We start from the raw sequence: 18,624 nt of genomic DNA on the forward strand, positions 1-18,624 counted from the left end.
GTAGAAGCCGCCAGCGGCCCCGCATAGCTGGCAGCAAGGGCCGTTTTGAGTTCTCAAACGTCCCCGGCTGCTGCTTGGTTGTGCCCGACAGACTTTAGAGGAAGTAATGAATCACGCTTTTATTTACGATGCCGTCCGGACCCCGTTCGGGAAGTTCGGCGGCGGGCTCGCCGGGGTCCGCCCGGATGACCTGGCCGCGCACGTGATCGGCGAGGCCGTGAGACGCGCCCCGGGCCTCGATGTTGAGCGGATCGACGAGGTTGTCTTCGGCAACGCCAACGGCGCGGGCGAGGAAAACCGGAACATCGCCCGGATGGGCACGCTCCTGGCCGGCCTGCCGGTCTCGATCCCGGGCACCACCGTGAACCGGCTCTGCGGGTCCTCGCTGGACGCGGCGATCATCGCGTCCCGGCAGATCAACACCGGAGACGCGGACCTGATGCTGGTCGGCGGGGCCGAATCGATGTCCCGGGCCCCCTGGGTGCTGCCCAAGACCGAGAAGCCCTACCCGGCCGGGGACATGACCCTGGTCTCCACCACCCTGGGCTGGCGCCTGGTGAACCCGGCCATGCGCCCGGACTGGACCGTGTCCCTGGGCGAAGCCACCGAACGCCTCGCCGACAAATACGGCATCACCCGCCAGGCGCAGGACGAGTTCTCCGCGAACTCCCACAACCTCGCCGCGGCAGCCTGGGACGGAGGCTTCTACGACAACCTCGTCACCGTGGTCCCGGGCACGGACCTCACCCGGGACGAGGGCATCCGTCCCGGGTCCACGGCCGCCAAACTCGCCGGCCTGAAGACGGTGTTCCGCACCGAAAACGGCACCGTCACGGCCGGGAACGCCTCCCCGCTTTCGGACGGAGCGTCCGCGGCGTGGCTGGGATCCGAGAAGGCCGCCGGGATCCTGGGCCTGGAGCCGCTGGCCCGGATCGCGGGCCGCGGCGCGCACGCGAACGATCCGCAGTTCTTCGGCTACGCCCCCGTGGAGGCGGCCAACAAGGCCCTCGCGAAGGCCGGGATCGGCTGGGACCGGGTCGGCGCCGTCGAACTCAACGAGGCCTTCGCCGCGCAGTCCCTGGCCTGCATCACCGCCTGGGGCATCGACCCCTCAATCGTGAACCGGCACGGCGGGGCGATCGCCATGGGACACCCGCTGGGCGCCTCGGGCGGGCGGATCCTGGGGACCCTGGCCCGGTCCCTGCAGGCCACCGGCGAACGCTGGGGCGTCGCCGCGATCTGCATCGGCGTCGGCCAGGGCCTCGCCGTCGTCCTCGAAAACGTCACGGCTGGTCCGAAGAGCTGAGCGCTCCTAGGGACTGCCCCCGGCTTTTTTGACTCCTTGACCTAGCGGGCGAGTGCTCGTGGAAGGATGTTGACCATGCCCAAGGCTTATGGGGCGGAATTCCGTCAGGATGTTATTGGAATCGGCGCGGTCGTGGCGAGTGCATCAATCGGCCGAAAGAGACTAGACCACGGCGAGCCAGGTCCTATGGGTACCCCGGGTCCTCTCACGAGCAGCTAAGACTTCTTCTCAGGTTCCGATGAAACGCTAAAACTCTGCAGAGGAGTCGGCCCATGGGATCAGTCGGATCATGGACGGTGTCGATGCGGGCAGCCAACCATCTGGCTTATTGAGTCTTGTGGAGTTACCCGTTGGGGCCCGTTTGCCCGTCCCTTTTCAGGTGCTGCAGAAGGCGTGCGCGGCCCTCGCTCTCGTGGCGGCGGTGGCTGCGTTATTGAGCGTCGTTGAAAGCGTCGTCCACTTCTTGGCTTTCGGTGCCTTTCTGGCTGCGTCTCTTTCGGGCATAGGGGCTCTGTTTGTTGGACACGAAACTCACACAAGCACTGGACTTCTACGCGGGGACCCATCCACGATGACGCGTGCAAGGCGGAGTGGAATGTCCTTGGCGACGAGCGCACTCATGGCGAGTTCGGAGATGGCGTTCATTGCGACGGAGAGTTGTGCTGAGGAGATCACGCGCGCTCCGTCCCGGCGTTGACTACGCTGCCACATCCGGAGGGTCGATTGGTTGGGCGCCGGTCGGCCCCTCTGCATCACATAGTGGGCGCCGCCGGGTTTCCCCGCCATATCGATTGGAGAACGGCGCCAGCAGGCCAAGCCTGAGCCCGCATCTCAGATGGGCGCGGAGCTGAAGCGACTCTAGGAACGGGTTCTCGGTACCAAAACGGACAACAACATCGGCCCCCGGCCAGCCCGCGTCAGAAACGAGGAACCTTGACATAGAACAGTGACAGAATGGGCGCGCAAAAGCTTCAAACTGAGGGTCTGCGCGTCGGTCAGGGTCTTCCTATGTCGCCGCAGCCGCCTTGGCCGGGAGGGAACGGCGGAGGAGCTTGTATGAGTTTGGCAGTTGCTTCGGTTGCAGACCCGAGATGGCAGGTATCAGTATGTCCTGGCGCTTAATCTGCTTGGTTCTGTTCACCAGGAGCTCTTCCGTCGTACGCTTGTCCGAACGGTAAAGACTGCAGAGATCGTAGAGGCGCTCTCGGGGAGTTGCGGCGGCGATCAAGTCGATCTCAAGTGACCAGCGGAAGCAGAAGAAATCCACTTTTGCGAGCATCTCCATCGCCGCTGAATGGTTGTCCATTAGCAGGGTCAAGAGCGTTAGTCGATCAGACTCCCTTGGGAACAGGTGTTCCGCGACGGTGTCTGGTTTAAGTTCTGGTGCGTATCTAGGAAACCCCCTCGCATCTCTACTTTCCTTGAGTGTCGGTCCTGTGTAGGGCAGGAAGTAGTCCTTGTCGACGACGAAAGCGGACGCGATGTCGAGGGTGCGGAGAAGGTGGAAGACGTTTTCTAGGTTCTCAACACCGTCCAGCGACAGGACCGTCATGTTCAGATCCTCCATGGAGACACCACTGTCTACGAGGACCTCCGAGATTACCGCCGCGTCGATCGGGCTCTCCGTAACTACGACAAAATCGGCGAAAAAGAACTCCGAGTTCCGGCGGCCGTGGAACTTGTAGTACGCAGTTCGGTCGATTCCCTTCGACGCAAAGAAGTCCTCGGGCAGCTGAGTGATACGTGTTTCGATATCGCGGGTGCTCGATCGCACCCTTCGGCAGAGCACGACCTGTTCATGATCGAGGGCATCGATCATGGTCGAGGAATGGGTGGTGAAAATAACCTGCAAGTCTAGGGACTTCAGGTTGGCGAGGAGTTGATTCTGAGCTTGAGGGTGGAGGTTCTGCTCTGGCTCTTCGAAGCCCAGGATATACGTGCTGTTCTCGAGTTCGGCCAAATAGGAATAGAGGGCAAAGACGGCCATGCTTTGAGTACCGCTTCCGCTGTCGGCCAGCCTGACCATCTGCGTTCCTTCTCTCACGTGCAGGATGAGGTCACGTAGCAAGACGGAGTAGTCCGGGTTCGTCTCATATTCGAGCGTGAAGTCGAACTTTCCGTTCAATGGCGTGTTTTTTCGCAGCTGTCTCGCGAGTCCGTCGAGAGGACCGTTGCGAATCTTTTCACTCAGGCGTTGGATTCCGGGGGTGATGTGGTCGCGTTGGCGGTTCGAGGCCATCCAAGCATCAACGACGCGTTCCATGAGCCCGTCTGGCCCCCAGCCCGCAATGTGGTGGTCGCGTCGCAATGGGATGAATGCGTAGCTAATGAACCGCTGCAACTCCTGGTGCAAGTCCTGCGGTGCGGCCACCCAATCCCGGCCCTTGAGTACTTGCCACTGGGCGGTCTTGCGATATCTGAGCCTGGCTCGCACTTCGCCGCTGCCAGCGGATACACGGTCGATCTTGCAGTCGGCGGGCGTCTCGGCGAATGTCAGGTCAATTACGGCGAACGCGGTTTTTGCGAAGGAGTGCTGCCCGGTTTCGAAAGCCGCCCGCTCTTGCTCAAAGTTGAAGAAAGCGTTGAGTGCACGCAGCACTGAGGTCTTGCCGGCACTGTTTTGGCCTACCAGGGCCAGCTCATCGCCGATTCGAATGTCCGCATCACGTATTGCCCGGAATTTGTCGATCTTCAGCCTAGTTAGTCGCACTTGCATCCCCCAGTACCGTTGAACTTGTCCGTTTAGATTGTGGCACTGGTTTGCATGCCAGCCCGTATTGTCGCCAAGGAATGGTCGCCAATGAGTAGACCCATGACCGTACGGTGTCGCATCCGCGGGACCGGTTGTGCGGGGCGCAAGTAGGGGATTGCAAGGGGGCCTTGGGTCGGTCTAGCTGTAACTCCCACGGAGGTTATGAACGGCGTGGCGTGATGTAAGAGGCGAGGACCTCCGGTATCGAAGTGGGTTACCACACTCATCTCGATCACCAGGAGGTCCTCGTGTCCCACCCTAACGCCTGTCTGACGCCGAAGGGTCGCCTTTTGCTGGCCCGCCGTGTTGTCGATCAGGGCTGGAATTTGCGCAGGGCTGCCGAGAGCGTGAGCTGCTCGCCGGCGACGGCTAAGAAATGGGCTGACCGGTATCGAGCATTGGGCGAAGCCGGCATGTCGGACCTGTCGTCACGTCCGCTGCACTCACCGTCACGGACTCGTACCCGGACCGAGCGGCGGGTCATCGCGCTGCGGTTCGATAAGCGTTGGGGTCCGCACCGGATAGCGTTCCACCTCCGGATGAACCGGTCCACCGTGGAGAAAATCCTCAAACGTTTCGGCATGCCCCTGTTGTCCCGGATCGACAAGATCACCGGCCTTCCGGTGCGCCGGCCCCGGCCGGTCCGTTACGAACATCCCCGTCCAGGGGACCTGGTGCACGTCGATATCAAAAAGCTCGGCCGGATTCCCGACGGAGGCGGCCACCGGGTCCTGGGCCGCACCGCGGGGAACCGGAACAACAAGAAGCAGGGCCGCGGCTACGCCTATCTGCACCATGCGGTCGATGACCACTCCCGGTTCGCGTACTCCGAGATCCTGACCGACGAGAAGCAGGACACCGCGGCCGGGTTCTGGATCCGCGCGAACGCGGCGTTCCAGGGCGAGGGGATCACGGTCCTGCGGGTCCTGACCGACAACGGCTCCTGTTACCGCTCAAGGACGTTCAACGATGCGCTCGGACCGGGTATCAAGCACAAATACACCCGGCCCTACCGCCCGCAGACCAACGGCAAAGTTGAGCGGTTCAACCGCACGCTGGCCTTCGAATGGGCCTACGCCCGCGCCTACATCTCAGACGAGGCACGGGCGGCCGTTTACCAGGACTGGATTCACCACTACAATCACCACCGACCCCACAGCGGCATCAAGGGCCAGCGTCCGATCGACCGCGTTCACAACGTCAGCGGGAGTTACATCTAGCTCGCCTGCCTCCTTGGTTGTTCACTCCATGTCGGAATCCGCCGCGCTATTTCGTTCTGGTTCATCGTCGTTTTTCCGCTCTCCGGGCATGCGAAACGCCGGCCCCCTTCCGGGGGCCGGCGCGTGATGTTCAGCAAATGCGAGACAGGCAGTCAGAGACCTGTCGTACTGACCCCGTACTCAGCCTGCTCCGCGGTGAAGCCGTTGTAGACCAACTGGTCGACCAAGCTGGCATGCGAGAAGGAGCTGAACTCCATGTAGCTCTTAGCTTTCTTGGCTGCCTGAGCGTTCCAGTCGACGGTCACGTGGTCAACGGCCCACGTCGCATCCTCAGTTGAGAACTTGTTGTACTCCAGCTGTCCGATCAGACCGCTGCGCGAGAAAGCGCTGAAATCGAGGTAGCTGGCAGCTTTCCGCTGAGCGCTCTGCTGGCTGACAGTTCCAGCTTTAGCGGCGGCGTCAGCAGCGGCCTTCGCTTTGGCGGCGGCTGCATCAGCGTCCGCCTTGGCTTTTGCTTCAGCGTCGGCTGTCGCCTTGGCAGCTGCTGCGTCAGCATCCGCTTTGGCTTTCGCGTCGGCGTCAGCCTTGGATTTAGCAGCCGACGCGTCAGCGTCCGCTTTCGCCTTAGCATCGGCATCAGCCTTTGCCCTGGCAACGACAGGATCCTCGGTCTTGGTTTCCACCGGGACAGCAGAGGGAGTCGAAGTGGAGCTCTTCGCGGTGACGGACGAAGCGGACGTGGCGCCAGATCCGGCGCGGGCCGCGGTGTTGCCGATAAGGCTCAGGAGGATGACGCCGACCGTGACTATAAGGGCGATCTTTTTGTGCCGGTCGTAGCCCTCCAGCGGGAGTCCCTGCTTGTCGCGGGTCTTGTTGGTGAGCAGCAGGATGAGGTCGATGAGGGCCCAGATGCCCAGTCCGCCGAGGGTGACCAGCTTGAGGATGCCGGTTCCGACTTTGCCCAGGTAGAACCGGTCCACGCCAAGAGCGCCGAGCAGCAGAGACAGCAGCCACGTCACGAGGAAGGACTTGTCGCTCTGTTGCTCTTTTCCGTAGCCGGAGGGCGCCGGAGGATAGGCGGCAGTAAAGGGGGCTTGGCTCATGAGTGACCTTCCATGGGGCATCTGACCGACGTGCGATGCGAAGCATGCAGGGTGGGTGCTGTGATGGACACGTATAGAGGAAAGCCAGCGTGGAGCGCGGGCCGCAAGGGCGATGAATCGCGCCAGCCGTCAGCTGAAATCATGTTCGCTTCCCCCATTAGCGTCACAGGCGATAGCGCCCGTAAATCGGATGTTACACGCATTCAGCATAATCAAATATAGAAATGTAGATATGACAGTTCGGTCGTTACCGGAAAGTGCCGGCGGCCAGTATTGATCAGTTTGCAGGGAACTCCTGCAACCGAACGTTCGAGTAGTGGCGAGAGTCGAATTAACTGAGCGCTTCAGTGCACACCTGACGCGTTACTGGCACCTCTGCGTATCAAAGGTCGGCCGTAATCGACGTCCGCCGGAAGTTGGTCAGCGAGAATGGTGGTGTGCCATACCGAAACGACATCACCACCTTCCACGAGCCACCTGTCCCTGAAGGGCAGTCCCCGTACGTTCCCGGCGCCGGCCCCTCACAGCATCTTGAGATAGTCGGCTGGAGTGACGCGTGGCGGGAGCATTTCCAACTGCTTGTTGAGCGTATCCAGGGTGCGTTGGGATGGCACGCGTTGGCGATCGAGCATGTTGGTTCGACTGAGGTTCGGGGGCTACCGGCTAAGCCCATCATCGACATCGCCCTGATCGTCGCCGACCCGAACGATGAGTCGTCGTACGTTCCAGAACTCGAACGTGTGGGGTTTGAACTGAGAGTTCGTGAACCGTGGTGGTTCGGGCATCGCGTTCGGCGCCGCCTAGAGCCGACCTGCCATCTACACGTCTTCGGCTATGACAGTCCAGAGGTTGTGAAACATCGAATCTCTCGAGGCTGGCTCAGCGCGAACCCAAGCGTTCGCGATTTTTACGCGCACACAGGGCGGGAGGCGGCAGCCCGGCTCGAAATGCCGGTGAACACTCCATGGAGTACAACGCTCGAAAGGAAAGGGTCACAAAGGAGATCTACCATCGAGCGTTTGTCGCAATGGGGCTAGTCAAAACCTAGGGAAAACGCTGGAAGGCCTCCCGTCGGTCAAAGTCTGGTGCTCAATCGAACACGGGGCGGCGACGACCCGTTAGTTGCGCCTTGGTCAGCAGACTTCTCAGTGCGCCGTCGACGTGGCGGCTCCGTTCAGGTTGATACAGCAGCGCACGCCTTGAAACTACCGCGCACCCGTGCCACACTGCGCTTGTGACGCGGGCGACTGGGGTCCTGCACAACGAAAGGACCCCCAAATGCGCAATCACCCAGCAACTCGGCTCCACTTCACGGCACTGACAGCCCTGACCGTCATCCGCCTCGGGCTTCCGGCCTGCAACGGGGCCGAACGTCAGGGCGCCATCCAGCTTGCCCGGGGCGCCGCCAGCAAGGTCTTCGGCTCGATGGGACGGGAGACCGGCGAAATCAAGGCAGCCGCCTCGGAGGTCGACACCCTGGCATCCCGGTACGGTGCCTCGGCTGAGGAAGTTTCGGCCGTCGCCGGCACAGCGGACAACTACCAAGGCTGGAAGGTGCCCCAGCAAAGCGTGGACCGGATTGCTGCCGTCGCCAGAGACGTGAAGAACGACAAGGTCGTCTCCGCCGGCGTCGGCGTCGCGTGCGACTGGATGTCCGGGAAGATCACGGACCCGGCCACGTTCCAGAAATCCGTGGCGTCGGCCGCGGTCGGCATGGCCGCCAGCGACGCCTATTCGTTCCGCGAGGCGACGAACGATCTGGCCGGCAAGCTGGCCGGGATCAGGTCGCAGGGCTCCTCCCAGGACAAGGCTGCCGCTGCCTGGATCTGCTACGCCTACCAGGTCGTCCCCGTGAAGTAGCCGGCCCTGATCCTCGCACTGGTCCCCGCGACTGTGTGCCGACCATCGTGAGCCACAGGCCACAGGGCCGGCTTGCCATTCACATCAGGGGTCAGGGCCGGCCGCGTCAGCTTCCGCTCCCAGGTGTGGCTGTCCATGACGTCTTGCTTGGAAACCCGGCTGCCAAGCTCTGCAGGTTCGCCGTGACGCATTCCGGGCCGCAACTGGGCATGCACGGTGGCGCGTGCCGAAACACCCGGATTGGTCAGCCAGGGCGTCGGCGACATTGGCAACGCAGAGTCTTGGATGTCGCTCTTCTCCACGGATGGCCAGTTGCGGTCATACCGTTACGTACCCGTTTGTCTATGAGATGTTCGGAAAGGCGGAACGAACAACCATGACCCAGGTTTACTCCCGAACTGTGCATTGCCAGCGCGATCGGTGTCTGACCGCGGTCGCCACGGACGCTTCGGAGAACATTAGGCGAGAGCGGAGCCACATCGCGCACGGCGTGAAGCTGCCGTGGCCCGCACTGTCATGGCAGGCACCTGGGCTCGGCAACAAAATGGACAAAAATGAGGGTGTGCACAATGTGCACACCCTGGGCTTCGGACCGGGTCGTACAGGCGCCGGACTGGGCCGGATTGCGGAGGTTTTCGGGGGAGTGGCGGAAATTCAAGGGCTGGAACCCGGTTCGAGTCCCACCTCGGGCACAGTATTGTCGCAGGTCAGGGGCCTATATGGCCCCTGACTGTTGACAAAACCCCCAAATCTGTTGACACGGAACTAGCATTTTTATGTGGCTAGTATCCGGAAACGCGTCAAAAAGGACGGCTCTTCGTCCTTCATGGTGGTCTGGCGAGACCCCAAAATCCGGAAGCAGCAGGGCATCACTGTCGACTCTGCGCATGAGGCTGAAACCCGTGAGCCGTTCGTTCCGCACCTTCCGCAGCAAGGACCTCGCCGAGGATCACCCGCCAGCTAGAACGGGCACTCGGGTCCAGGATCTCGTCCTCGTCCGGGTCGTTCTCGCTCACATAGGCTGTGTTCGAGTGCCGGCCCCGGGTCATGCTGACATAGAGCAGCTCGCGCGTGAGGCGGCCGGGAGTCACGACGGTGTGGCCGGTGTCTACTGTGAGGCCTTGACTGCGATGGGCTGTGGTGGCGTAGCCCAGCTTCAGGGACGCCTCAACGTACGTGCTCGGCAAGAGTAGGGCTGCTCCGCTGTCTTTACGTATCGCCCGCAGAGCACCGGGGGACCTATCGACGTCCGTGACTTCGAGGAGCGTCCCATTGCGAAGGAACTCACCTCGATCGTCGCGAATGGATCTGTCATTCCGACGGGCAATAACGACGTCGCCACGCCCGGCTCTAAGCCCGCCCCTAAGGAGCAAGGTACGTTCCGCGTCCACGTCACCCAGACTGACCCGGTCAGCTTGGGCCCGTTCATTGAGCATTTGGACGGTCTCGTTATCAGGAGCTATCAAGACCGAGACCCGGCCAGCCAGGACATCCGAGTGCCACGCCGAGTAGGCACGGTCGACCATGTCCGAATAGTGGCCATGCCTGATGCGACCGTGGTCCTCATACTCTGCAAGCACAGACGGACGACCCTCACGCAGCCCGAGGGAGGCTGACCGTTCCCAAGGATCCTTGAAACGCCAGATCGTGCTCAACCGGGCTGCTTTCCCTTGCCGATCAAGCCAACCAAGCACACCGCCGGCATCGATGGAATCGAGCTGGGCGGGATCTCCTACCAAGAGGATCTTTGCACCGGCGTCCTTGGCTTGGCGGATCAGGGCAGCGAGCTGGAGCGTTGAGACCATGGAGGCTTCATCGATGATCACCAGCTGATTGGGACGAAACTGCCATTGGGTCTGTTCAGCGGATAGCCGAGCGACCTCTTGTTGAAGGCGGCTAACGATTGGGCCCCTGGTGGCCGCTGCCACACGGAATCGATCGTCCGCTCGGAAGAACCGCTCTGCCCGCTCGGCCGCACCAGACCCAACGGATTCATGCAGCCACTTAGCGACGTTCTCGGTAACCATCCGCAGCTCCGAGCCGAGAACCTCGGCGCTCGCAGCAGCCGGCGCCAGGCCAACAACGCTACCCACTCCGTATGCCGATTCCCATGCTGCTTTGACCGCGCCAAGGGTTGTCGTCTTACCGGTACCGGCCGGCCCGATGATGGCGTCGAGCCTGCTTGAGCTCAATAGGACATCCGACGCGGCCGTCAGTTGGTCATCGTGCAGCGGTGATCCTTCGCCGTTTCTGTAGGAGGTGAGCGTCTGGAAGGCGAGATGGACCGGCACAGCCGGGCCGCCGTCGTCGTTCTTCGCCGCCAATATTTCACCCTCATAGGCGAGCGTCGACTCATCCGTGTAGAGGCGCAACCCGTGGAAGTCGAAGACGCTGCGCCCGGCGAATCGCAGATCATCTGCGGCATCCGCGGGGACGCCGTACCGATACTGGTTGAGTGGTACGGATTGACGCTCTGCCGCGGTGGCCACGGCATCGATCAGCGCGTTGCGGTCGGCGGGGGAGGCGCAACGGATCTCAGCGCACACGCGCTCACCTTCGGCGATCAGGTTCCAGCGATTCCAGGTCGAGCGCTTGGCCGCCACACGTTGTCGGGTGACAAGCCCGACGGCGGCAATCCAGTCTGGGGCGAAGTCGCCGATGCGGAACGAACGTGAGCGGGAACGCCGAATGGTGGAAGCTATGACGGATTCGGGATCAAACCCCTTGGCCGTTGCTCTGTCGCGCCACTGTGCGGATAGCAGTCGCAGAGGGGACGGCGACGCGTTCTTGGGGGTCCGAGTCGACAGTGTGGCTTGCTGGCGCAGTCTCACGGTGGTTGTCGCCGTCGGGGGAGTTCCGCGTTCCGCGGTCCACAGTTTGACCAGGCGATCGGTCTCGATGTCGATGAGCCTTGAGCGGTTGGAGAATTCGCGGATAAGGGCTTCATCGATGCCAGTGAGTTGCTGGCTGGGGTTATGGGTGTGTTGTGCTGGGACTCGGATGTCGGTTTCTGTGCCGAGGCTCGTCTCCAGGGCATCAAAGAGGAGCCCGTTGTAGTGTTCGCTGGCGGCGACGACGTCTTTGTAGAGGGAACGAGAGTCCAAGGTGACCCAAGTGTGGAGCTGAGGATCGCCGGCGCGGGATTCCCAATGGTCGAATGCTGCGGCGATGACACCTCGCGTGCCGACGTGGGCTACTCCGTTTCGCCCAGACCGGGTGTTGATGACCTGCTCTTCCATCCAGAGCAGTGTTGCTTTGATGGCTTCGTGATGGGTATGAAGAATTTGCTCCTGAAGGTTACGCGGGCTGAGGGCCCACAGCGTGGAGACAGACTTCGGGACGCTGAAGGTGAGATCGAAGCCGGCGACAGCGTGCTTCGTCGTTGTAGGTTCGTGGGCCTCCTGGTCCACTGTGGGCTGGCCATAGTGTCTCCCCAGAGGTTCCTTGCTGTCGGGATGGGTTGCGTCCTGGAAGATGGCACCAGCGTCGGATTCGGTGACTTTATCTCCGGGGCTCCGGGCGATGCCTTGGAGACCCTTGCCTAGCCAACGGCCTTGGGGTGTTCCGGTCTTGACGTAGTAGCTGATGGTGTCCGGGGGAGTAGGTGAGAAATCGTCCATCATCGTGGATTTGAACAGGTATTTGAGCCCTGATCGGACAGAAAGCCTGGCTATGGACATGGTCATGGCCGCACTGCCGTCCGGTTCCTGGAGGGCAGCCAGCCCCTCCGCCGGAGGATGCCGAGTGTCACTGAGTCGAGGGCGACTCCCTTTGCCCGGGAGATCTGCAGTAAGACCGCGGCTACCCGTGCGAGATCTTCGACGTTAGTCCGCTGGGCACGCTTTAGGCGGAGGACTTCGTTGTGCAGGAGACCATTTCTGGTTTCCAGTTCCTCGTAGATGGCGTGGAGCCGTTCGAGTTCGGTGGATTGCGATCGCAGCTCTGTTAAGAGCCGGTCTGACGTGTTGGCGCCATCTTCAGGTTCGCCATGTGCATGTTGTCCGGAGCTCTGCCTGTTCACACCAGTTCATGTGGTCGCCCCTCTCGCTCAGCATGATTTCCGGGCCAGCAAGCCTTGGATGCCAGAGGTGTGAGGGCGTGAGGGCGTGAGGGCGTAAACGCACTGCGCATAGTTAGGATCGGGTGACTATAGGTGGTCTTTGTGCGATCGGGGGCGCGGAACGATAATTGCCGCCATCCGATTGAATTACTTGATGCCATGAGGGAATTTCGTGCATAGGCGAGCAAGCCCGATTGTCGGTCAGCCGACCGATGTGCGATACCGGGATGCGCCGGAGACCCTACCGAGGTGCGTGATTCTGCCTGCCTTCCGGTTGCCTATCTTCGGGTCGCATCCGCTGGTGCCATGCAAAGTTGGTGGTGTCGCTGCACCATTTCGACTCCAGTCATGTCTTCCAATTCACACCATTCGTGGCCGCCCCATTCGCTGACGACTGGCCCTGAGAAACCATTTAGCTTTAGGCAATTCAGAAGGTGGAGGATCGGAGCGCTGACGCGTTGGTCGCTGTCTTCGAGATCCCAGTACTTGAAGTGAAAGGCTGCGAAGCGCGGCAGGAGCGCATCCCAATGGTGGATGGGCGTGTGGCCAAACCGCAGAAGTGGCATCATAAGCAGGTTTGCCGCCTGAGGGGACAGCTTCGGCAGCTGCCTATGAATTTCCGACCGCAAAGGTTCGGCACCGTGTTCTGTCCACTGGATTTCCAAGGCGTCCACCAGCCAATCCTCCACCCCGCCACTCCGCAGCTGGCGCAGGTAGCTGACCGGCAAGGCCGGCATGGAAGTACTCGTATCTAGTAGAAGTCCCAGGCAGTGGCTGCCGAGCCGGTCCAGAGTATCCAACTGTGAGTGGAGTTGTGGGGAATCGGGCCCAACGGAGGCCTGGACTTCCTGGACAAGTTGTATTTCTCTTGATTCCAAGAGAGGCACCATGAGTTCCAATACCTTCGCCGGAACGCCGAACGCAATGCGTGCGGTCTCGAAGCCAAGGGCAGAGGCAGCGCGGATCTGCACGGCAAGGAATTCGGCCACCTCGTCGACGGCGAATACTCCACCTCGACGCGTAGCAGGGTCGGTATAGACACCGAGGATGGTCGGATGGGCCGATCGGTGGTCCATGGCCATCCGGAATCGGCAGATCTCTTCGGAATTTACGGCTGGGAACGATGAAAATCCTTGAAAACCGTCTACTTCTATGTGGGTGGTTATGCCGAGGTCCAAGACGTCGTGTATCAGGTCAGTAGCGCTTCGTTTGCCCGCCAATAATTCGTTGGTAAGAGAAAACATAGTTACGGTCCAGCTCGGTCCTGAAACCGGGGAGGGGGTATCAAGGCTCATTCTTCTACTCCTGAATTTCCAGCCGCTTGTAGCTTTCTGTCCTGACCAGGGCGGCCTGATTCTCGATCAACACATTGGGCAGAAGGAGGGCCATGCTGACTCTGACGTCGGCGCTGGAAATATCAGGGCCGCCGTAGAGCCGCACCAGCACGCGGTCCTGCACATACCAGTAGCTGTCCCAGCGCTTAGCAAGTTCATCTGCCCTCCAAACTCTGCCGTCGATAACTACGTCGAGACTCGAAAACGGCCATATGACGCTGTCAATGCTGACCTCAATGTCCTGGACGCACGACCATGGAAGGCTTCGGTACCACGGCAGTCCCAAAGAAATGCTGTAGCCATTTATTGTTCTTTGGACGCTCGTTGGCTGGAGGAGTTGCGCTTGGAAGGTCATTTAAAAGACCGTTTGGCAGACGTGCTGCCTGAGAGGGCGGGACGGGTCGAAGGTCATGACCAACGACAATATCCCGCATACGTTCGCAGCGGATCTGACCAATTGCTGATGGCTGGCATCAAGCTCAGTCATGGTTGTCTTCGGCCTCTTCACAGCCCCACGAGATCTCACATTCGGCGATAGTTGGTATTGCTTTTGTGTACTAGATCACGCCCGTTTTTGGGCTGTTTTGCGTGCCATACTGACGATGTTCGGTGGCGTAGTGGCCCCGACTGCGGCGCATCTTTCAGTGAGGATGAGCCGGTGACAATGAAGTCCCGAAAGGCAGACCTGAACCATGAAAAACACCAAACGCATCGTCAGCTGGCGTACCGCCACCGCTGCGATCGCTTTCCCTCTCGTGGGGGTCCTGGCTATGTCGGGTTGCAGCAGCGACTCCGGCGCTAGTAACTCGGGATCAACCAACGGCGTAACGACTCTGACCTTCGCTACGCAGACCTACGAGAAGGAGAACCCGTACGAGGCGGTTGCGAAGAAGTTCGAGGCCAGCCACCCGAACATCAAGATTAATATGGTCACGACTCCAATTGATCAGTACGCCAACGTTTTGAAGACCCAACTCACCGGCGGGAACGCCCCTGATGTCTTCTTTGGCGCCTCCGGTAGTGGCGGCTCTAATGCCCTTCTGGGGTATGCGGACGCGGGATTCCTGATGGACCTCACCGATCTGGAGTGGGCTAACAAGCAGGTGCCCGACAACGCCAAGGGCCTGTTCTATAAGGACGACAAGCAGTTCGCTTTGCCCGTCAGTATCGCCCCGATCGTCATGATCACCAACGAAACCGCTGCCAAGGCGGCCGGCATCACGTTGCCAAAGACCACCGACGATCTCATGAAGGTCTGCGAGACCCGGGCTGCGGCTGGCAAGAGCACCGTGGCCCTGCCAGGATCCGTCCCGGGCGGTGCCGGCTTGTTCCTGATGGAAATCGCGGCCTCAACCGTCTACAGCGAGGAATCGGACTGGAACCAGAAGCGCGCGGACAACAAGACCACGTTCGCCGGCACGCAGGGTTGGAAGGATGCCCTGCAGCAGGTCGTCGACATGAACAAGGCCAAGTGCTTCCAGCCAGGAGCCGAGGGCGGAACGTTCGACCAGCTCGCACCGCTTATCAGCTCCGGCGATGCGCTCATGACGTCCGCTCCGGCAAACCAGCTCAGCAATCTTCAGAAGGCTGCAACCGGCCAGACGATCACTGTGTCAACCATTCCAGGCGAATCTGAGGATAAGACCCGCTTGTTCGCATCGCCTTCCGATGCCTTGGCTGTCAACGCTGCGACGAAAAACAAGGACGCCGCACTTGAGTTCCTAAAGTATTGGACCGATACCCAAGTGGCGACTGAATTTGCAGAAACGCGGGGAGATGCACCGATCTCCATCGTTACCACCGGCGAAGTCCCCGAGAAGCTCGCTCCCATAGCCCCGCTGCTGAAGGACCAGGAAAAGTACCTGCCTCTGGCAAATCTCTCCTGGCCGAACCCCGAGGTTTACACCGCACTCGGATCTGGTGTCCAGGGTCTGCTCACGGGTCAAACCACCGTCGACCAGGTTCTCGCGGCCGCAGACGCTGCCTGGTCCAACTAAGAAAGTAAGTCCCCATGTCTGAGAGCCCAACTATGGCAACCATTCCAGGGGCGGCAGAAGCGGCCGGGACGGATCAGGAAACAACTCCTGACCGTCCCGTCCGGGCCCGCCGGCCACGATCCATCCGGTACGCCAGCTGGTGGTGGACACTTCCAGCCGTCCTCATTATCGTCACCATGCACTACGTCTCGGTTGGTGTCGGCGGATTCTTCTCGTTCACCAACTACAAAGGTTTCGGCTCCTTCAAATTTGTGGGACTGGACAACTTCGTCAAAGTCTTCACCGATCCCGTCGCCAGGGGAGCCGTAGGCAATACACTCCTGCTGGCCCTGGGCTTCGTCATCCTGGTAAACCTCTTCGGATTTGGCTTCGCGTTGGCGCTGAACCGCCAACTCAAGAGCAGGCATTTCCTCCGCGGTCTGCTGTTCATGCCGGTAGTGCTGAGCCCGCTGGCAGTCTCCTTCGTATGGAAGTTCATCTTCCAGTACGACGGCCCACTTAATGGATTCCTCGCCGCGGTGGGTCTCGGGGACCTCCAGAAAGCGTGGCTGGGGGATCCATCAACAGCGATTTGGACCATCTTGTTGGTATTGGTGTGGCAACACATCGGCATCACCATGGTCATCTACCTCGCCGGTCTGGCCAACGTCCCACAGGAACTTGAAGAGGCAGCGTCCATGGACGGGGCGCCACTATTGAAGCGTTTCCAGCACGTCACACTCCCGCTGATGCGCGGCGCGGTCGTCATCGCCACCACCTTGAGCCTGATACGTGGACTGAGCGTGTTCGACCAGGTCATCGCCCTGACCGCCGGCGGACCCTTCAACGCAACAGAAACTTTGGCAACCCAGGTCTGGCGCCAAACCTTCGTCAACAGCAACTTCGGCTACGGCTCAGCCATAGCCCTCGTTCTCACCATCGTCATAGCAGTGCTCGCCCTGGCCCAGATGGGTTTGATGCGCAGCCGGGAAGATCACGGGAAATAAGATGCTCCGCTACACAAGGAAGACCCTCGTGCGGGAAATCATCGTCATCGCCATTGCGCTTGCGATGTTGATCCCCTTCTACTTTCTCATCGTCATGGCCTTCAAGCCTGATTCGGAGGTCATCACCACCTCGGCCTACGCTCCCGCCCAGGCGCCGACGGCTGGCGCCTTCGCCGAAGCGTGGGGAGCCGAAGGCAATAAGAGCCTCGCCATGGGCATGCTCAACAGCATCATCATCACCGGCGGAAGCGTCGTGATGCTGGTGGCCATTGGTTCCATCACGGCGTACTCCATTTCCCGGATGCCCGGAAGGCCGGGCAAGCTCCTTCGGGTCCTCGTCCTGATCGCCATGATCCTGCCTTTCCAGCTCGGTATGGTGCCCGTCTACGTCGCCATGCGCAACCTTCATCTGCTCGGCACGTACCCAGGCATGATCATCCTCTATACGGGTCTTTTCATGCCGCTGGCAGTTTTCCTCTACAGCGGCTTTGCCGAAAGTATTCCCCGTGACTACGAGGAGGCTGCGAACATCGACGGCGCCAGCAAATTCCAGTCCTTTGTCCGTGTCGTATTCCCGCTGCTGGGACCGGCCACCGGAACGGTTGCCATCATGTGTGGGCTCATTATCTGGAATGACTTCTTCAGCCCCCTGATCTTCCTGAGCGGCTCGAATATTCCCACACTCCCGGTCGTCGTTTACAGCACTGTTGGCGAACTCGCATCGCGCTGGAACGTGATCTTCGCAGCCGTGATCATCTCGATGATTCCCATCTTGGTCTACTACCTGGTGGCGCAGAAGAAGTTCATCCAAGGTTTCTCCGGCGGCCTCAAGAGCTGACCCTCTCTCCCGCCCACCCGTCCAGTACATATTGAGAAAGACCCCGATGCAGCCACTCAGATCAGGAATTGTCGGAACAGGATTCATGGGTTCCGTCCATGCCCACGCCATTACAGCCAGCGGAGGTGTCGTTGACAGCATCGTGGGTTCGTCCTTGACATCAGCAAGCCGTGCCGCCGAACTCTTTCCGGCTGCAATTCCTGTTGGTCACCTGAGCGAAATGCTGGAACGCGATGTAGACGTCATCCACGTCTGTACCCCCAACAGCCTTCATTTCGATCAAGCCCTGGAGATCCTCAGCGCTGGCATAAACGTGGTCTGCGAAAAGCCACTAGCCACGACGCCGGCGCAAGCCGCCGAGCTGGCGGCGACGGCCGCGGAGCACGACGCGGTGGCAACTGTTCCGTTCATATACCGTTACTATCCGGCCGTGCGCGAAGCACGCAACCGGATCAGGGAGGAATCCGGCAACGACCTGTGGCTGCTCCACGGCAGCTACCTTCAGGACTGGCTGGCTGACCCGAAGCTAACCAACTGGCGGGTAGATCCGGGACTGGGTGGGGCCAGCCGCGCTTTCGGGGACATCGGTGTTCATTGGTGTGACCTCATGGAGTTCGTCACCGGACATCGAATCGTCAGGATCAACGCGACTATGACCAGGGCCTTTGTCCGGGACGGCGGCCCGGATGCGAACCGAACCGAAGACGGTGCCGTCCTCACGTTTGAAACAGACCGAGGCGCGGCAGGGTCTCTTGTTCTCAGCCAGGCCAGTGCTGGTCGGAAGAACCGGCTGTGGTTTTCTTTCGACGGTCCACGGACCTCGTATTCCTTCAATCAGGAGGAACCCGAATACCTCTGGGTCGGTTCCGGCGACGAGCAAGTATTCGTCGGTCGGAATCCCGACCGAAATCTCTTGGCTGGCCGTCAACGGCGTGGCGCATTACCCCCCGGTCACCCGCAGGGGTACCAGCATACCTTCAATGACTTTGTCGCAGAGACCTATGAAGCCATTCGTGGCCAGTTGCCGGAGGGTTTGCCGACGTTTGCCGACGGTCACAGGGCCGCGGTCCTAACGCAGGCGGTCACAGATTCAGCAACTAACGGTGCTTGGGTGGAGGTCCCCGAGGTGAGCCATGACGCCGGAAAATCGCAGAAAGTGAGGCTGTAA

The 18,624-nt window shown here is 60.7% G+C and carries 16 protein-coding genes; 8 read left to right on the forward strand and 8 right to left on the reverse strand.

Annotation, left to right across the window (positions count from 1 at the left end):
* Positions 1 to 106 precede the first annotated feature (106 nt).
* Entirely contained in the window at positions 107 to 1,306 is a 1,200-nt protein-coding gene (locus tag MOD31_RS12335; RefSeq protein WP_250820758.1) for a thiolase family protein, read from the forward strand.
* 531 nt (positions 1,307 to 1,837) lie between these two features.
* Here the strand turns inward: MOD31_RS12335 and MOD31_RS12340 are convergent.
* Both MOD31_RS12340 and MOD31_RS12345 read right to left on the reverse strand, forming a co-directional pair.
* Positions 1,838 to 1,981, reverse strand: coding sequence for a hypothetical protein (locus MOD31_RS12340; protein WP_250820759.1), 144 nt, complete (start codon positions 1,979 to 1,981; stop codon positions 1,838 to 1,840).
* Positions 1,982 to 2,312: 331 nt separating this feature from the next.
* The gene (locus MOD31_RS12345; protein ID WP_250820760.1) at positions 2,313 to 4,016 is read right to left on the reverse strand and encodes an ATP-dependent endonuclease; all 1,704 of its coding nucleotides are present in this window, start codon (positions 4,014 to 4,016) and stop codon (positions 2,313 to 2,315) included.
* A 290-nt stretch (positions 4,017 to 4,306) separates the two neighbouring features.
* Between MOD31_RS12345 and MOD31_RS12350 the strand changes: the two genes are divergently transcribed.
* The gene (locus MOD31_RS12350) at positions 4,307 to 5,278 is read left to right on the forward strand and encodes an IS481 family transposase (protein WP_250820761.1); all 972 of its coding nucleotides are present in this window, start codon (positions 4,307 to 4,309) and stop codon (positions 5,276 to 5,278) included.
* Between the two features lie 152 nt (positions 5,279 to 5,430).
* Here the strand turns inward: MOD31_RS12350 and MOD31_RS12355 are convergent, their stop codons facing one another.
* Entirely contained in the window at positions 5,431 to 6,381 is a 951-nt protein-coding gene (locus MOD31_RS12355) for an Ltp family lipoprotein (protein WP_250820762.1), read from the reverse strand.
* 437 nt (positions 6,382 to 6,818) lie between these two features.
* On the opposite strand from MOD31_RS12355, the gene MOD31_RS22170 reads away from it, so the two are divergent.
* Both MOD31_RS22170 and MOD31_RS12360 read left to right on the forward strand, forming a co-directional pair.
* Positions 6,819 to 7,418 carry a GrpB family protein gene (locus MOD31_RS22170; protein ID WP_374206990.1) on the forward strand — a complete coding sequence of 200 codons (600 nt, stop codon included), beginning with the start codon at positions 6,819 to 6,821 and terminating at the stop codon, positions 7,416 to 7,418.
* 241 nt (positions 7,419 to 7,659) lie between these two features.
* The gene (locus tag MOD31_RS12360; RefSeq protein ID WP_250820763.1) at positions 7,660 to 8,241 is read left to right on the forward strand and encodes a hypothetical protein; all 582 of its coding nucleotides are present in this window, start codon (positions 7,660 to 7,662) and stop codon (positions 8,239 to 8,241) included.
* Here the strand turns inward: MOD31_RS12360 and MOD31_RS12365 are convergent.
* From MOD31_RS12365 to MOD31_RS12385, 5 genes are all read right to left on the reverse strand, one after another.
* Positions 8,217 to 8,507 (reverse strand): hypothetical protein, encoded by a 291-nt coding sequence (locus MOD31_RS12365; RefSeq protein WP_250820764.1) that lies wholly within the window; start codon positions 8,505 to 8,507, stop codon positions 8,217 to 8,219. The two genes, MOD31_RS12360 and MOD31_RS12365, sit on opposite strands and share 25 nt — an antisense overlap.
* Positions 8,508 to 9,110: 603 nt before the next feature.
* Positions 9,111 to 11,927 carry a MobF family relaxase gene (mobF, locus tag MOD31_RS12370; protein WP_250820765.1) on the reverse strand — a complete coding sequence of 939 codons (2,817 nt, stop codon included), beginning with the start codon at positions 11,925 to 11,927 and terminating at the stop codon, positions 9,111 to 9,113.
* Positions 11,924 to 12,262: a hypothetical protein gene (locus MOD31_RS12375; RefSeq protein ID WP_250820766.1), complete on the reverse strand. Its 339-nt coding sequence runs from the start codon at positions 12,260 to 12,262 to the stop codon at positions 11,924 to 11,926. Before MOD31_RS12375 ends, mobF begins: the two co-directional genes overlap by 4 nt.
* Positions 12,263 to 12,579: 317 nt before the next feature.
* Entirely contained in the window at positions 12,580 to 13,596 is a 1,017-nt protein-coding gene (locus tag MOD31_RS12380) for a hypothetical protein (RefSeq protein ID WP_250820767.1), read from the reverse strand.
* A gap of 4 nt (positions 13,597 to 13,600) precedes the next feature.
* Positions 13,601 to 13,990 (reverse strand): DUF6379 domain-containing protein, encoded by a 390-nt coding sequence (locus MOD31_RS12385; protein WP_250820768.1) that lies wholly within the window; start codon positions 13,988 to 13,990, stop codon positions 13,601 to 13,603.
* A 337-nt stretch (positions 13,991 to 14,327) separates the two neighbouring features.
* On the opposite strand from MOD31_RS12385, the gene MOD31_RS12390 reads away from it, so the two are divergent.
* From MOD31_RS12390 to MOD31_RS12405, 4 genes are read left to right on the forward strand one after another with little or no spacing between them, the layout of a single operon-like run.
* The gene (locus MOD31_RS12390) at positions 14,328 to 15,632 is read left to right on the forward strand and encodes an ABC transporter substrate-binding protein (RefSeq protein WP_250820769.1); all 1,305 of its coding nucleotides are present in this window, start codon (positions 14,328 to 14,330) and stop codon (positions 15,630 to 15,632) included.
* Positions 15,633 to 15,646: 14 nt separating this feature from the next.
* On the forward strand, positions 15,647 to 16,618 hold the full coding sequence (locus tag MOD31_RS12395) for a carbohydrate ABC transporter permease (RefSeq protein WP_250820770.1): 972 nt from the start codon (positions 15,647 to 15,649) through the stop codon (positions 16,616 to 16,618).
* Between the two features lie 28 nt (positions 16,619 to 16,646).
* Positions 16,647 to 17,456: a carbohydrate ABC transporter permease gene (locus tag MOD31_RS12400; RefSeq protein ID WP_250820771.1), complete on the forward strand. Its 810-nt coding sequence runs from the start codon at positions 16,647 to 16,649 to the stop codon at positions 17,454 to 17,456.
* A 46-nt stretch (positions 17,457 to 17,502) separates the two neighbouring features.
* The gene (locus MOD31_RS12405) at positions 17,503 to 18,624 is read left to right on the forward strand and encodes a Gfo/Idh/MocA family protein (protein ID WP_284705389.1); all 1,122 of its coding nucleotides are present in this window, start codon (positions 17,503 to 17,505) and stop codon (positions 18,622 to 18,624) included.

The organism is Paenarthrobacter sp. TYUT067, assembly GCF_023656375.1.
Classification (GTDB): domain Bacteria; phylum Actinomycetota; class Actinomycetes; order Actinomycetales; family Micrococcaceae; genus Arthrobacter.

Coding starts and splice junctions, on each gene's coding strand:
- MOD31_RS12335 (WP_250820758.1), top strand. CDS start 107: ATGAATCACGCTTTTATTTACGATGCCGTCCGGACCCCGTTCGGGAAG.
- MOD31_RS12355 (WP_250820762.1), bottom strand. CDS start 6,381: ATGAGCCAAGCCCCCTTTACTGCCGCCTATCCTCCGGCGCCCTCCGGC.
- MOD31_RS12360 (WP_250820763.1), top strand. CDS start 7,660: ATGCGCAATCACCCAGCAACTCGGCTCCACTTCACGGCACTGACAGCC.
- MOD31_RS12365 (WP_250820764.1), bottom strand. CDS start 8,507: ATGTCGCCGACGCCCTGGCTGACCAATCCGGGTGTTTCGGCACGCGCC.
- mobF (WP_250820765.1), bottom strand. CDS start 11,927: ATGACCATGTCCATAGCCAGGCTTTCTGTCCGATCAGGGCTCAAATAC.
- MOD31_RS12380 (WP_250820767.1), bottom strand. CDS start 13,596: ATGAGCCTTGATACCCCCTCCCCGGTTTCAGGACCGAGCTGGACCGTA.
- MOD31_RS12385 (WP_250820768.1), bottom strand. CDS start 13,990: ATGACCTTCCAAGCGCAACTCCTCCAGCCAACGAGCGTCCAAAGAACA.
- MOD31_RS12390 (WP_250820769.1), top strand. CDS start 14,328: ATGAAAAACACCAAACGCATCGTCAGCTGGCGTACCGCCACCGCTGCG.
- MOD31_RS12395 (WP_250820770.1), top strand. CDS start 15,647: ATGTCTGAGAGCCCAACTATGGCAACCATTCCAGGGGCGGCAGAAGCG.
- MOD31_RS12405 (WP_284705389.1), top strand. CDS start 17,503: ATGCAGCCACTCAGATCAGGAATTGTCGGAACAGGATTCATGGGTTCC.